Consider the following 14,775-nt stretch of genomic DNA (forward strand, 5'->3'; position numbering starts at 1 on the left):
ATAGTTGCGCTGAAAAAAAACTATTTTGGCCCAAAAGGCAAATATGATCTCGCAGTGTTACATATGTTATAATAATGCAAAACCGTTTTATCATAACGGTCAGTAAAGGTTACATTTTAGCAAAGCAGCTATTAATAATATTTACAAGCATTGCCGGCAATTATGCTTCACCATTCATTGCATATTCCTATGCAAGATGTTCATCATTATTTAACGCCATAATCTTAAAACATGAATCTCTATTTGAAACAAATTTCAATAGTGGGAGCAATTGCCATTTCCATCATAAGCTGCGAGAGCCGCTATTCTTCAGAAAGTAAATCATTAGATGCAAACGCTGCAGACTCAACAGCCACCGGCATTCCAGCTTCTTTGGCAAATCAATCATTTCCTGATCAGCGAAAATTTATCAGAACAGCGGTCCTTAAATTCAAAGTCGATAATGTTGTAACGACCTCATATAAAATCGAAGACATTGTTTGCAAAAACAAGGGTTTTGTGACCTATACCAATCTTACAAACAACATTGCAAATACAGAAACGGTGCAGGTTACCGCCGATTCTCTTCTTCAAACGGTTCACTACAATATGTCTAACGATATTGAGATAAGAGTGCCGAACCAGGAACTTGACACAACATTGAAGTCAATTGCGACACTGATCGGATTCATTGATTACAGAATCATCAAAGCAGAAGATGTTACGCTTAACGAACTAGGTAACACGCTCACACAAAAAAGAACCACGCAACATTTTTCAAGAATTACCAAAGCGATTGACAACAAGGGCAAAAAATTAAATGATATGCTGGATGCTGAAGACAAGTTGATTGGAAAAGAACAGGAAGCCGATGATGCATTAGTTGCCAATCTTGACCTGAACGATAAAGTGAAATATAGCACGGTTAAGATTTCTCTATATCAAAATGAAGCGGTGAAAAGCGAAATGCTTACTGCAGAAAAAAGTATTAGGCCTTATCGGCCTTCGTTCATTAGTCTTTTGGGCGAATCGTTATTGTCTGGCTGGGAAATGCTTAGAGAGTTGATACTGGCAATTATAAAAGTTTGGCCGGTTATTTTATTATGTGTTGGAGTTTATTTCCTTGTTAGAAATTACAAGAAAATCAGTTTGAAATAACAGGACACTACGTAAATAAAAAGAGAGACGCATTTTCATGCGTCTCTACACTAACCCTTCATAAAAAAACAATGAAACTATTTATTACAACAATCCTTTGCCGTTAAGGTACTCAGCTATTTGAACAGCGTTGGTAGCAGCACCTTTGCGAAGGTTATCACTTACGATCCACATGTTTAATGTGTTTGGCTGAGATTCATCTCTACGCAATCTTCCTACAAATACATCATCTTTTTCGTGTGCATCTTTAGGCATTGGATATTGTGCGTTTGCAGGATCATCTACTACCACAACACCGGGTGCTTTCGACAACAACTCTTTTACTTCAGCTAGATCGAAATCTTTTTCAAACTCTACGTTCACCGCTTCACTGTGGCCGCCCATTACAGGAATACGAACAGTTGTAGATGTTACGCGGATGCTATCATCACGCATGATTTTTTTAGTCTCATTCACCATTTTCATTTCCTCTTTAGTATAACCGTTTTCTAGGAACACATCAATTTGAGGAATCACGTTGAGATCAATTGGATATTTGTAAGCCATCTCGCCCTGGATACCTTTTCTTTCATTTTCCAACTGAGTAACCGCTTTAACACCAGTACCGGTAACACTTTGGTACGTGCTTACCACAAGTCTTTTGATTTTGTATTTAGCATGCAATGGATTCAACGCTACTACCATTTGAATGGTTGAGCAGTTTGGATTTGCAATGATCTTTGTATCTGCATTCAAAATATCTGCATTGATCTCAGGAACTACCAACGCTTTTGTTGGGTCCATTCTCCATGCTGAAGAGTTATCAATTACAGTGATGCCGGCTTCTGCAAATTTTGGAGCCCACTCAAGAGACGTGCTACCACCCGCAGAAAATATTGCAACATTTGGCTTTGCTGCAATTGCATCTGCAGCGCTAACCACTTTATATTTTTTTCCTTTGAATTCAACTTCTTTACCGACAGACTTTTCAGACGCTACAGGAATGATTTCAGCAACAGGAAAATTTCTTTCTGCCAAAACCTGCAGCATTTTCGTACCCACCAATCCAGTAGCACCAACAACAGCAACTTTTAAATCTTTCATAATCGTTGATTTTGTGAACCGGTGAGAGGCCGGTTCGTTTTAGTTTGTTTTATAAATGAATAAAAAAAGCCTCCCCATTTCAGGAAGGCTCAGTTATGTTGATACACAAGTAGACTAAACACCTTCCCCGTTTGAGATGTGCTTCTTAATCTTCTTGGTATTTGTAATAATAAAATTCATAATCGAGTCGCAAAAATAAGCTGCGGGATATTTGCATCCAAATAAGTTTTTAAAATATTTATAACTTGCCTCCTCCATTTTCTCCCGTTTACCTCGGCCAACTGCTTGAAAAGCCTGCTTTTACACCATGAAATTCTTTTTTACAGCCGTAGCAATGCTGTTTCTTAACTATGCTTCATATGCCCAGGCAAAAAGATTCGACATACTGATTACCGAAATCATGCCTATTCCCTCGCCCGTGGTGGGCTTGCCTCCGGCAAAATATGTGGAAATTAAAAATGCTTCGCCGACTGTCATCAATCTTAAAAACTGGAAGCTTTGCTCTGCAAATTCAGCAGCTGCAATCAGTCAAAGTGTTTTATTGAAACCAGACAGCTTTCTGTTGATCTGCACCAGCAGTAATCTCGCGGCATTGTCCACCATTGCACCGACCATTTCCGTTACCAATTTTCCGACGCTGTATGCAGATGGTGACGAAATCTTCCTTCTTTCTCCCGAGGGCAAAACCATTCACAGCGTGAGTTACAGTCGCAGTTGGTTTAACGACATCAAAAGCAAGGGCGGCTGGAGTCTCGAAATGATCGATACACAAAATCCTTGTGGTGGCGCATCTAATTGGACGGCAAGCATAAATGACAAAGGCGGTACACCTGGAAAAGAGAACTCGGTAAAAGCCGTAAACATTGATAATACCGCACCACAATTATTGAAAGCTTTTGCCAGCGACGAAAAACACATCACGCTGGTCTTTAACGAACCTGTTGACAGTATACAGGCTTCTGTCAAGACCAACTATATGCTTAACGATAACGCAATAGCCTCGGTTGTCGTCAAACAGCCCTCATTTACAAATGTCATTCTTGAGTTCACCAACAGTTTAACAGTAAATAGACCTTATGATTTTTCTCTAAGCAACATTGAAGATTGCAGCGGAAATACTATGGATAACATGGTTATCAAAACAGGTCTTCCTTCAGCCACAGACAGCTTCGACATTGCGATAAACGAAATACTTTTCAACCCAACTCCTACCGGCGTTGATTATGTGGAACTATACAACCGCAGCAATAAAATACTTGATGTAAAAGAACTCTACATTGCTAATCGTTCATCATCGGGCGAACTTAACTCCATCAAACAACTTACAACAGAAAGCCGGTTACTCTTTCCAAATGATTACCTGGTGATAAGCGAAAACTCAATGGCAGTGCGGAAAGAATACCTCGTAAAAAATCCTGAAATGATGATTGAACTTTCGTCAATGCCGTCATTCCCCAATGAAAATGGCTCTTGTATAATTTTAAACAAGCAGGGAAGAATCATTGACGACTTGCGATATGACAGCAAATGGCATTTCGCATTAATTGAAAATCCCAAAGGCGTTGCTCTTGAAAGAACCGATTTTGATGCTCCCACCCAAAACCAAAGCAACTGGCACTCCGCCGCAGCTAGTGCGGGTTATGGCACGCCTACATATCAAAATTCCCAATTCAAAACAAGCGAACAGCCGCAAGGGATGATTGATATTTCGCCGAAAGTTTTTTCTCCCGACAATGACGGCTTCGATGATTTTGCTACGATCAACTATCAATTTTCTGAGCGAGGTTATGTTTGCAACATTTACATTTTTGATGCCAAAGGAAGTCCGGTAAGAAATCTCGTAAAGAACGGGTTATGCAGCCAGAGCGGCTATTTCAGATGGGATGGCGTGGACGAGCAAGGCAAGCCGTTGCCCATTGGAAACTATATTGTCGTTACAGAAATTTTCAACCTGCAGGGAAAGTCGCAGCTATTTAAGAATGTGGTGGTATTGGCGCGGAGACTACGGTAATGTTTTTTTGTTGATAGGTAGACCGGCCGCCAGTTACCAGTAACCGGACTTTTAGTACCGTCATTTAAAAAAAATAGAAACTGCATGTGTATGCAGCTTCTATTTTCTATTAAAACGTCGTAGTGAATGTACTGGCTACTTGTAACCGGCTACCGGCCACTGTTACCAATAGCTTAACCCAACTTAATATCAAAATTCACCAGGTCAACAAATTGCTGAATACGTGCATCGATTTGTTCTTTGGTGATTTCTTTTAAACGTGTAGGACCGAATTTTTCTACGCAGAAAGAAGCCAACGCAGAACCCATGATAATCGCTGTTTTCATATTCTCAAAAGAAATGTCTTTTGTTTTAGCGATGTGGCCCATAAAGCCTCCGGCAAATGTATCGCCAGCTCCTGTAGGATCAAATACATCTTCAAGCGGCAATGCAGGCGCAAAGAACACCTCATTTTCATGGAACAATAAAGCACCATGTTCACCTTTCTTAATGATCAGGTATTTAGGTCCCATTTTCATGATTTGTTTTGCAGCTTTCACCAAAGAAAACTGACCGCTGAGTTGTCTTGCTTCGCTATCGTTTACCATCAATACATCAACCAGTTTCAATGTTTCCTCGAGCTCAGGCATTGCTATTTCCATCCAGAAATTCATCGTGTCCATAACTATCAGCTTCGGACGCTTTTTCATTTGCAGAATAACACTTTTCTGAATCGCAGGAGCCAGGTTACCAAGCATCAGGAACTCTGCATCCTGATAGCTTTCAGGAATAACCGGATTGAAGTCTGCCAATACGTTCAGGTCCGTAACCAACGTATCACGGCTGTTCATATCCAGGTGATAACGGCCACTCCAGAAAAATGATTTTTTGTCTTTAACAACTTCTACGCCTTCCAGTTCTACGCCACGTTTTTTCAAATCGTTCATTTCTTCTTCAGGAAAATCATAACCTACGATTGACACTTGTTTAATGGGTTGCACAAAATTGCTGGCTGCATAAGCCACATAAGTTGCAGAGCCACCAATGATACGGTCTGTTTTTCCAAAAGGGGTTTCAATGGCATCGAAAGCCATTGTTCCTACAGCTATTAAAGACATATTTAATTTTTAAGTTGCGCAAATATAATTTGAAAATTAGGATAATTTGAAAATTTGAAAATTGGGCGTACCGTAAATGTAGCATTGATAACGATTGCTTAATTCCATTTTCAAATTTTCAAATTCACACATTTTCAAATTACCCCTCCTAACAACCGTTAGTTTTATTAACTTTGCCGTTTTATGGCAAAGATCAAAAGCTCTAAGAACGCGACCAAGAAGGAAACCATTGTTGAAAAAGCATCTAAACTTTTCTTTGAGAAGGGATTTAGTGCCAGCAGCATGCGCGACCTTGCGGAACGCGTGGGTGTAGAAGCTGCCAGCCTGTATAATCACATTCGCTCCAAGGAGGAACTTCTCCAGGAGATATGCTTTAAGGCAGCCCAGCATTACACGGAAAACATTGATGCCATTGAAAAAGAAGATACCCCTTTTATTCAGAAAATTGAAAAAATCTTACGCTTTCACATTGATCAAATGATCAATAATTATGAAGTGGTGCAAGTAGTTGACCGGGACTGGAAACACTTGTCTGAACCGCATCTCACCAACTATCATAATGAAAGAAGAGCTTACCGCAAACGCATTACTGCCATTGTAGAAGAAGGAATCAGACGCAAAGAGGTAAAGGATATTGATGCACCAACCGCTGTGCTTATCATGCTGCATGCCGTTAGTGGAATTGAATCCTGGCACCGCAGCGTTCAAAAAATTTCAGCCAAAGACCTTGAGGAAAATATTTTGTTGATATTGCTCAAAGGACTAGGTAAATAATTGAAAGTGGAAAATTGAAAATGAATGGAACTCTGGTTGCCGTGACCGTGATGATTTATTATGATTTTGAATAGATCATAATAATCATGAAAGTCATGATAATCTGCGTTCTTTCTTCGCTCATTTTCAACTTTCAATTTTCCATTTTCAATTAAACTATCTTTGCCACTCGAATGGAAAAGACAAACTTTATAGATTATATCCGCATTTTCTGCCGAAGCGGACACGGAGGAGCTGGCAGCAAGCACTTTTTGCGCACAAAATTCAACGCAATGGCCGGTCCTGACGGGGGCGACGGCGGACGCGGTGGTCATATTATTTTACGTGGAAACAAGAACCTGTGGACCTTGCTTCACTTGCGCTATTACAAAAACGTATTGGCCGAAAATGGCGAGGCTGGCAGTGGTACAAACTGTACCGGCCGCAGCGGAAAAGATATTTATATAGATGTTCCGCTGGGAACCATTGCAAAGGATGAAGAAAGTGGTTTGCAGGAAGTGGAAATTCTGGAAGATGGCCAGGAGGTGATCTGGATGTACGGCGGCCGCGGTGGTTTAGGTAATTCAAATTTCGCAACACCTACCAACCAGGCGCCAGAACATGCTCAGCCGGGAGAACCTGGGACCGAAGGATATAAATATCTTGAGCTGAAAGTATTGGCAGATGTAGGTTTGGTAGGCTTTCCCAATGCCGGCAAATCGACGCTGCTGAGCGTTATGACTGCTGCGAAACCTAAAATTGCAGACTACGCTTTTACAACATTGACTCCTCAACTTGGAATGGTAGAATATCGTGACGGCAAGTCTTTCTGTATTGCCGATCTTCCGGGAATTATTGAGGGGGCAGCCGAAGGAAAAGGTTTAGGACATCGTTTCCTGCGTCATATTGAGCGAAACTCTATTTTGCTTTTTTTGATTCCTGCCGATAGTGCCGATCATAAAAAAGAGTTTGATATTCTGCATAAAGAGCTTGAAGAATATAATCCGGAAATGCTGCAAAAAGATTTTGTAATAGCTGTCAGCAAAAGCGATATGCTGGATGATGAGTTAAAAGAAGCTATTGCAAAGGATCTACCGACAAACGTTCCGCACGTATTTATTTCGTCCGTTACGCAACAAGGCTTGAGAGAGCTGAAGGATATGTTGTGGGCGAGTTTGAATGAAAGCCAACAATCATAGATCAAATTCAAAAATAAAAAGTCAAAAGTCAAAAAGGGCAACCCAAAGCGGAGACCTTCTTTTTTGACTTTTGACTTTTATTTTTGAATTCTTTACTTACTCTTTAATTAGCTGCAAAGTCATTCTCTCATAGCTATTCACGATCACTTCCAGGAAATAGTTTCCTTTAGGCAAATCTTTTGTTCCTTCTATTTCAAATGAATTTTGACCGGTTGTTCCTTTTACTGATTTGCGGATCACTTCTGAGCCGTCTGTTTTATTAACTTTCATCGCCACCATCGCATCGTCGTTTAGCTCCACACTCACTCTGATGTTATTCAAAACCGGGTTAGGTGTGATGCTCATTACTTTCAGCGCTTTGGTACCGAAAACACGTACCAGCAATAGCTTTGAATAAACTGATTTGCCATCTTTATTAACTTGCTTAACACGATAATAGATGTCGTTCTTTAGCGTGTTGATAGCTCTTACATTATCTGAATAGGCGTATAACACGTTCATATCTGATGCACCTGAGCTGGGCACATCTCCTGTTTGTTGAAAATGCACACCATCCGTACTACGTTCAATTACAAAATGATCGTCAGCTTCTTCCTTGGGGGCAGTCCAGTTAAGAATCACACTATTTTTTCTGTATAGTGCCAGAAAATCCGTCAGCTGCAAGCTTGCAGAATCCGCCGGAGAACTAACTGAATTGTTTTTGCTAACATTGAATTGATCGCTGTTGCTTTGAGCAGAATATGCCTGATCATAAGAAAGACCGGCAACCAGCATACTGAGGAGAATGATACAAGTTTTCATTTCGGGTAAAATCTTTAATTAATACGATTTGTTTAACGGTATTTCTTCAGGAAAACTTAGTTTGGATCAGTACCTGGTTTTAAATAGGAATAGAGAATTGAATATATAATTATCCGCCAAAACGGACTATATGACTAATGGTAGATTGGAGTATTGGTGCAGAGGGTTTGTTGCAGAAGAATGGATTTTCGAGACCTTATCTAACCCAAATGTATAATGGAAATCTGTTTCCTGCAAGAGAATGTGAAAAAAACGGAAAAACGGAAGTTAACACATTGAAAATCAGAACTTATATGACAATGTACGAAATACGATGTATGGTGTATGAAAGTCATTAGGGAGCAGCTCCTAATGACTTTCATACACCGTACATCGCACATCACTACACCTTTGTGTCTTCTTTTTTATTGCCAACAATAAAGAGCATCAACGCCATCGCGGCAAAGAAAGCAACTGCTAAAAGTGAATATCCTGTATTGCCCAATGCGCTTTCGACGGCATCACCGAGGCTGATCTTTTTCATACCGTTTTCAAAAAATACATTCAAAATAGCTACAATTACCCCGGCCAAAGCGCCTCCCGCAACAAGACCCGTAGCAAATAGGTTTCCTTTTCTCAAATCTTCTTTTCCATCTTCTTCAACGCCTTTCTTTTTTAATCGAATATCAACGATGCCTCTAACGGCACTCCCGATAAATATTGGCAAAGTGGTTGACAGTGGCAAATATGCTCCCACCGCGAAACTTAATGCGTTAATACCGCACAATTCTACTACCACTGCAATAAATACACCTACCAATACAAATTGCCAATCGAGGTTAAATGATAAAATGCCCTTGTCAAGAGTGGCCATTAATGTAGCTTGTGGAGCAGGATAAATTTCGCCGATTGCGTGCTTCACACCTCTTGCAGCGAGTTCTGCAGTGGGGGTATCCAAAATTTTCACCGTCCAGCCGATAACGATAGAGGAAACAATTGCTCCTATGAATAACGCTATTTGCTGATTTCTTGGTGTAGCCCCTATAAGAAATCCCGTTTTTAAATCCTGTGAAGTGGCGCCTGCGTTAGCCGCTGCAATACAGATAATACCACCTACAACAAGTGCCATTGGTTCGAAAACTTTTCCGCTGGATCCAAAACCTATAAACACAAGACAGGTAGCCATAACCGTTGCAATGGTCATTCCGGAAATAGGACTATTTGAAGACCCGATCAATCCCACAATCCGGGAAGCAACCGTTACGAAGAAGGCTCCGAAAATGATTACCAACACTCCAATCAAAAGTCTGTTGGCAAAGCTTCCACCTGGTATTATTGACAATAAAGACATCAATAAAATCAATCCGATACTTCCAAACAACACCACTTTTATATTTAGATCGCGATCTGTTCGTGCAATACTTTTTTCGCCTTTTTCTTTAACTGCGCCGAGGCTTTCTTTGAATGATGAAATGATTGTAGGAATCGTTTTTATCAATGTCATAAAACCACCGGCCGCTACTGCTCCGGCACCTATCTGACGAACATATGCACGGTAGATTGCTTCAGTTGTATCTGCAAAAGTTTGAGATTGTGGATCCCAGCCAAATTTATCAGGGCTTATCCCCAGCTTGTTTAATTGTTCAAAAATCAAATGGCCCGGTACAAGTGTTGCCAGTAAAGGAATTAAAACGAATGTACTCAGCACACTTCCCGCCACCAACACACCACCAATGCGAGGGCCAATAATATATCCAACGCCTAAATACTCCGGCGTAATTTCGCCATCAAGTCTTGCTGCCGGGAAATATTTATTTTTTAAACTTGTAACGAAGGTGGGCACATCAGCAATCACATGTAATACTTTTTGCAGAAACGCGTACACCGCGGCTACGCCCAATCCCCAGAAAGCTGTCTTGGCAAAATCACCGCCTTTCTCTCCTGCCTCCAAAACGGCTGCACAAGCAGCACCTTCAGGATAGGGAAGCGTTCCATGTTCTTTTACAATGAGTGAACGTCTTAAAGGAATCATCATCAGTGTACCCAGCATGCCTCCGAAAATTGCCAGCGTCGTGATGGTGATGTAATTGAAAAATTCGCCGCTAGCGGGATCACTTAAAAAAAGAAAACCCGGTAAAGTAAACACAACGCCTGAAGCGATGCTCTCACCGGCGCTTCCGGCAGTTTGTATGATGTTATTTTCAAGAATGGTTGTTTTGAAGAGAACTCGGCCAAGCGTTATCGCAAGCACCGCGATGGGAATTGAAGCCGATACTGTAAGCCCCGCTTTCAGGGCGAGGTAAACGTTCGCCGCTCCAAACAGAATCCCGAAAAATGATCCAAGGAGTACGGACTTTATCGTAAACTCTTTAATGTTGGCTTCTGACGGTATAAAAGGCTGAAAGGCTTTCTTATCGCTCATTCTCATCGTTTTTTAAGAGCCGTCAAGATACGGAGAAAGTTATAAGTTATGAGTAGTAAGTAATGAGTTTTGGGTGGTGGAATTTGAGAGATTTACCATTATGGCGCTGGAATGTACAAAGCAAGGCTTACGATGTACGAAAGTCTGTCGAGTGTTACTCTTCTGCTTAAAACTTAAGGCCTAATGCCAAACGCACTGCTTTTGCTTAGACATTACCTTACGCCTAGCTAGAATTTCACTCTTCATTTCCGTTTCTACACAGAAAAATTCCTAATTCTTAATTCTTAATTGGCTACTTCGGTTTATACTTCGATCCCTCAAAAATCGCCTTGGCACTTGTTTGCATTACCTGCTGAGGAGTAAGTGAAGAATTCTTAGCCACATAAGCCTTTACAATTTGCCAGCCGATCCATTGGCCGATATTGCCGGGGCTATCTTCCGGAAAGCCTTGGGTAGATGGGCCTTCGCCAACATATAATTCTATAAAAGAATGATCCGTTGTAAAAATATCTGTTTGCTGAAGCATATAGTTCCACACATTTCCTTCGTTCGCTTTTGCCCAGTCAAGTTGCTTTTTTGTGAATCCTGTTTTCAAACTATCATCCGCTTTCGGAACAAACTTGTCAAGCAAATACCATCTTTTTCCTTTTTCTACCATTTGCTCAACCAATGACAAAGCGCCGCTTTGATCGGGAAACAGATCTTCCACAACGCCTTTCATACAATTCACTGTGATATATTTTTTCTCAAAACGACGGGAGATATACGATGGAAAAATCTCCTGCCCCTGATCGCTCATATAAAAAGGATAGTTTCTTCCCGCATAGGATTGCAACCCTATCGCCAATCCGCTTGGCGTAAGCGCCACACCTGGCGCATCGAATGGCCCGATGAATGTTATAATTCTCGGCGTTTTATATTTTGGGAAATAATATTCCACATGCTGAAATGCATCTTTCAGCTCGGGCTTCAGCCAGGAAAGATCGCTATATTGCTTTTGTAGAAAATCATTCACCGCTAAGTAACTGCTGATGAAATGTTTTGCGGCTACAGGCAAAACTTTGTTCGTATCGTTTATTGGCCCCGCGCCGAGAATGTTTTCAGTAAAATCGTTTGCAAAACCCGGAAACTGTTTTTCAATTGCTTTCAAACCAGGCATAGCATTATTACTGTCTATCTTAAAGAACGGCTGCTCAAAGCGGTCAATTTGAATATCGACGGGCACTTTGCTTACATCGGGGCCAGCGTTACCACATGAAAATAAAAAAAAAGCGAGTGAACCGTATATCAGTTTTTTCATTGTCAGTCATATTTGTTCCAGCGCTCCCAGAACGCCGTCGTTTTCAAAACAGTAATGAAACGTTGCGGGTATTATTTTATTACTGAAATTTGCTATTACAACAAAACGTTGTGAAATGAGCTGGCGCAAATTAAGCACAAGATTTGATTAATTTTCTTCCAGCAATAAACAAGATTATCAGATGAAATGAGCATGCTTACCATTTTACCTCCCGAATGCATGATACATTTATGCGAATTCCATCTGACCAAAATAAATTCAAAAATTACAGATGAAAATAGCTTTAGCACAACAGAATTATCATATAGGAAACTTTGAAAGCAATACCGCCAAGATCATTGATGGCATTAAGAAGGCGAAATCAGAGGGGGCAGATCTGGTGGTCTTTTCAGAGTTATCCATCTGTGGCTACCCTCCGCGGGACTTTCTTGAATTTGACGACTTTATCAATAAATGTTACGCAGCTGTTGACGAAATCAAAGTACATACAGATACGATCGGCGTAATTGTAGGCGGGCCGCAGCGAAATAAAACTCCTGAAGGCAAAGATCTTTTTAATGCCGCCTGGTTTTTATATGAAAGAGAAATCAAGCAAGTAGTTCATAAAACATTGTTGCCAACTTATGACGTGTTTGATGAGTACCGTTATTTTGAACCGGCCTACGACTGGCACGTTGTTCCATTCAAAGGCAAAAAGATTGCGCTAACTATTTGCGAAGACATCTGGAACCTTACTGATGCTCCACTATACAGAGTTTCACCGCTGGATAAATTGATCCTCCAACAACCAGATTTGATGATCAATATTTCTGCTTCACCCTTTGATTACAACCAGGAAGTGAGCAGAAAAAACATTGTGCGTGAAAACGTGCTGAAGTACAATTTGCCAATGCTGTATTGCAATTGTGTTGGCTCACAAACGGAGATTGTGTTTGATGGCGGCAGCGTTGTATACGATGCAAAAGGCAATCTTGTACAAGAGCTTAAATATTTCGAGGAAGATTTTACAGTTGTTGAAATAAATGAAAATTTTGGCAAAAGCAGTACTGGCCCTGCTATTGATCCATCCGTTAAAATAGAAGACGCAGCTGCAACGATCGATCATTTGATTGACACAAAAGCGATCAATAAAATTCATGATGCTTTAATACTGGGTATTCGTGATTATTTCAGCAAAATGGGTTTTAAAAAAGCAATTCTCGGTAGCAGCGGCGGCATTGATAGCGCTGTGGTGCTGGCTTTGGCTTGCGAAGCTCTGGGCGCAGAAAATGTGAGAGCTATTTTAATGCCTTCACAATATTCAAGTGATCACTCTGTAAGTGATGCAGAACAGCTCAGCAAAAATCTTGGCAATCCATACGACATTGTTCCAATCAAAAACATCTATGATGCTTTTCTTACGGAACTCAAACCTATTTTCAAGGACCTTCCTTTCAGTGTAGCAGAAGAAAATACACAAAGTCGCACCAGAGGAAATTTGCTAATGTCTATCTCCAATAAGTTTGGATATATTCTGTTAAACACTTCCAATAAAAGCGAATTATCTACAGGTTACGGAACGTTGTATGGCGATATGGCCGGAGGACTCAGTGTTTTAGGTGACACCTATAAAGTACAAGTATATGCGCTGGCGAAATACATTAACCGGGAAAAAGAAATCATTCCTGATAATATTATTACCAAAGCACCGTCTGCGGAATTGCGCCCCGGACAAAAAGACACAGACAGCCTTCCCGAATACGATGTGCTGGATAAAGTATTGTATCAATACATAGAACGCAGACAAGGACCGAAAGAGATCATCGCAATGGGCGTTGATGAAGCGCTTGTAAAAAGAATTTTAAAGCTGGTAAACACAAATGAGTATAAACGCAATCAGTTTTGTCCCATTATTCGAGTAAGCAGCAAGGCTTTTGGTGTGGGAAGAAGAATGCCGATTGTGGGGAAATATCTTAGTTAAGCTTTTTAACCGCAAAGATCTCAAAGGCTGTGCAAAGAGAGCAAAGGAGGATAAATTTAAACCTCGTCTTTGTTTCCTTTGCGCAACCTTTTAGATCTCTGCTGTTAAATCATTTGCAGTTAATATTTTCCGTTTTTCAGAGGTCGCAACAAATCCTCCAAACCGTTCAATCTAATCTCATACATCGTTTGCAGAAGCATGCCCAGCTTGCCTTGTGGAAACCCTTTTGACTTGAACCAAACAAGATAAGATTCAGGAAGATTACAAATCAACTGATCCTTGTATTTGCCGAAAGGCATTTTCATTCTTACTAATTCCAGCAAAAGTTCGCCGTTCGGTTGCGGGTTTTCGTTCATGCGGCTAAGATAGTTGTTCGTTCCTGCTCCACAAAAGTCATTCAGGCCCGAACAACCAACAACCATCAAATAACAACTTCAAATACAAAAGCCACCATTAAGAATAATGGCGGCTGACTGTTTATGAAATCCAAAATTAAAACGGTAACTAGTTTGATGCTAGTGTTTAAATGTTATTATTACTCTGGTCGGAGGATTAGGTAAGCCCGCAATAGTGGTGTCTTTCCATAATACCATCGATATAGATGTTATTGAATTTAACGTTACCGTCCCTACTGGTAAAGTTGGGATGTTAGCAGTAAGCGAACTTCCTTGCAACGTCCATGTAAAAGGAACCTGCGCAGGATAAGGCGCACCACATACTACTCCTGCATCAGCAACTATACCTGTACCACCTTTGCTAAAAGTGTACGTGTTGTCAAGCTGACAAGCCGGTAAAGATTGTGGCAAGGCAGTTTCTGCTGTACCATTTCTGTCAAGATCTAACCCTAGTGCATCTAACTTCCAACTGGATTGTACAAGTAAATCTGTGTTTGAAGGAGAATCATCTTTTTTACAACTAACAAAACCAACAACGCACACTGCCATGATTAAAAGAAAGTTTTTCATGAAGCCGTAGAATTTATAGATTATTAAACTGATTTGAGAGAAGATTATTGTTCTAAAGATAATTTTTT

12 protein-coding genes are annotated in these 14,775 nt (G+C 40.6%); 5 read left to right on the plus strand and 7 right to left on the minus strand.

The genetic code is table 11. From position 1 onward, the window contains the following. Positions 1-231: 231 nt before the first annotated feature. Positions 232-1,137, plus strand: a complete 906-nt coding sequence (locus tag QJ048_RS03800) for a DUF4349 domain-containing protein (RefSeq protein ID WP_282332999.1) — start codon at positions 232-234, stop codon at positions 1,135-1,137. A gap of 84 nt (positions 1,138-1,221) precedes the next feature. Here the strand turns inward: QJ048_RS03800 and QJ048_RS03805 are convergent, their stop codons facing one another. Further along, complete coding sequence (locus QJ048_RS03805; RefSeq protein WP_282333000.1) at positions 1,222-2,220, minus strand: aspartate-semialdehyde dehydrogenase; 999 nt, start codon at positions 2,218-2,220, stop codon at positions 1,222-1,224. A 307-nt stretch (positions 2,221-2,527) separates the two neighbouring features. Here QJ048_RS03805 and QJ048_RS03810 point away from each other — a divergent pair, with 307 nt between their 5' ends. After that, complete coding sequence (locus QJ048_RS03810; protein WP_282333001.1) at positions 2,528-4,231, plus strand: lamin tail domain-containing protein; 1,704 nt, start codon at positions 2,528-2,530, stop codon at positions 4,229-4,231. 173 nt (positions 4,232-4,404) lie between these two features. On the opposite strand, the gene QJ048_RS03815 is transcribed toward QJ048_RS03810, so the two are convergent. Next, a complete protein-coding gene (locus QJ048_RS03815) occupies positions 4,405-5,328 on the minus strand; it encodes a PfkB family carbohydrate kinase (protein ID WP_282333002.1) in 924 nt (307 codons plus the stop codon). Positions 5,329-5,511: 183 nt separating this feature from the next. Here QJ048_RS03815 and QJ048_RS03820 point away from each other — a divergent pair, with 183 nt between their 5' ends. Both QJ048_RS03820 and obgE read left to right on the plus strand, forming a co-directional pair. Continuing rightward, positions 5,512-6,102: a TetR/AcrR family transcriptional regulator gene (locus tag QJ048_RS03820; protein ID WP_282333003.1), complete on the plus strand. Its 591-nt coding sequence runs from the start codon at positions 5,512-5,514 to the stop codon at positions 6,100-6,102. Between the two features lie 173 nt (positions 6,103-6,275). After that, the gene (gene obgE / locus QJ048_RS03825; RefSeq protein ID WP_282333004.1) at positions 6,276-7,280 is read left to right on the plus strand and encodes a GTPase ObgE; all 1,005 of its coding nucleotides are present in this window, start codon (positions 6,276-6,278) and stop codon (positions 7,278-7,280) included. Between the two features lie 96 nt (positions 7,281-7,376). On the opposite strand, the gene QJ048_RS03830 is transcribed toward obgE, so the two are convergent. From QJ048_RS03830 to gldB, 3 genes are all read right to left on the minus strand, one after another. After that, positions 7,377-8,081: a hypothetical protein gene (locus QJ048_RS03830; RefSeq protein WP_282333005.1), complete on the minus strand. Its 705-nt coding sequence runs from the start codon at positions 8,079-8,081 to the stop codon at positions 7,377-7,379. Positions 8,082-8,463: 382 nt separating this feature from the next. Beyond that, positions 8,464-10,482, minus strand: coding sequence for an OPT family oligopeptide transporter (locus QJ048_RS03835; RefSeq protein ID WP_282333006.1), 2,019 nt, complete (start codon positions 10,480-10,482; stop codon positions 8,464-8,466). A 292-nt stretch (positions 10,483-10,774) separates the two neighbouring features. Next, a complete protein-coding gene (gene gldB / locus QJ048_RS03840) occupies positions 10,775-11,782 on the minus strand; it encodes a gliding motility lipoprotein GldB (RefSeq protein ID WP_282333007.1) in 1,008 nt (335 codons plus the stop codon). Positions 11,783-12,053: 271 nt separating this feature from the next. Here gldB and QJ048_RS03845 point away from each other — a divergent pair, with 271 nt between their 5' ends. Further along, positions 12,054-13,742 carry an NAD+ synthase gene (locus QJ048_RS03845; protein ID WP_282333008.1) on the plus strand — a complete coding sequence of 563 codons (1,689 nt, stop codon included), beginning with the start codon at positions 12,054-12,056 and terminating at the stop codon, positions 13,740-13,742. A 119-nt stretch (positions 13,743-13,861) separates the two neighbouring features. Here QJ048_RS03845 and QJ048_RS03850 read toward each other — a convergent pair whose 3' ends face one another. Next, positions 13,862-14,098, minus strand: a complete 237-nt coding sequence (locus tag QJ048_RS03850) for a DUF3820 family protein (protein WP_217790206.1) — start codon at positions 14,096-14,098, stop codon at positions 13,862-13,864. 159 nt (positions 14,099-14,257) lie between these two features. Further along, complete coding sequence (locus QJ048_RS03855) at positions 14,258-14,707, minus strand: hypothetical protein (protein WP_282333009.1); 450 nt, start codon at positions 14,705-14,707, stop codon at positions 14,258-14,260. Positions 14,708-14,775: the final 68 nt, after the last annotated feature.

The sequence above is a fragment of the Pinibacter soli genome (assembly GCF_029961145.1).
GTDB lineage: Bacteria > Bacteroidota > Bacteroidia > Chitinophagales > Chitinophagaceae > Pinibacter > Pinibacter soli.

Coding starts and splice junctions, on each gene's coding strand:
- QJ048_RS03805 (WP_282333000.1), bottom strand. CDS start 2,220: ATGAAAGATTTAAAAGTTGCTGTTGTTGGTGCTACTGGATTGGTGGGT.
- QJ048_RS03850 (WP_217790206.1), bottom strand. CDS start 14,098: ATGAACGAAAACCCGCAACCGAACGGCGAACTTTTGCTGGAATTAGTA.
- QJ048_RS03830 (WP_282333005.1), bottom strand. CDS start 8,081: ATGAAAACTTGTATCATTCTCCTCAGTATGCTGGTTGCCGGTCTTTCT.
- QJ048_RS03815 (WP_282333002.1), bottom strand. CDS start 5,328: ATGTCTTTAATAGCTGTAGGAACAATGGCTTTCGATGCCATTGAAACC.
- QJ048_RS03855 (WP_282333009.1), bottom strand. CDS start 14,707: ATGAAAAACTTTCTTTTAATCATGGCAGTGTGCGTTGTTGGTTTTGTT.
- obgE (WP_282333004.1), top strand. CDS start 6,276: ATGGAAAAGACAAACTTTATAGATTATATCCGCATTTTCTGCCGAAGC.
- QJ048_RS03800 (WP_282332999.1), top strand. CDS start 232: ATGAATCTCTATTTGAAACAAATTTCAATAGTGGGAGCAATTGCCATT.
- QJ048_RS03820 (WP_282333003.1), top strand. CDS start 5,512: ATGGCAAAGATCAAAAGCTCTAAGAACGCGACCAAGAAGGAAACCATT.
- gldB (WP_282333007.1), bottom strand. CDS start 11,782: ATGAAAAAACTGATATACGGTTCACTCGCTTTTTTTTTATTTTCATGT.
- QJ048_RS03810 (WP_282333001.1), top strand. CDS start 2,528: ATGAAATTCTTTTTTACAGCCGTAGCAATGCTGTTTCTTAACTATGCT.
- QJ048_RS03835 (WP_282333006.1), bottom strand. CDS start 10,482: ATGAGCGATAAGAAAGCCTTTCAGCCTTTTATACCGTCAGAAGCCAAC.
- QJ048_RS03845 (WP_282333008.1), top strand. CDS start 12,054: ATGAAAATAGCTTTAGCACAACAGAATTATCATATAGGAAACTTTGAA.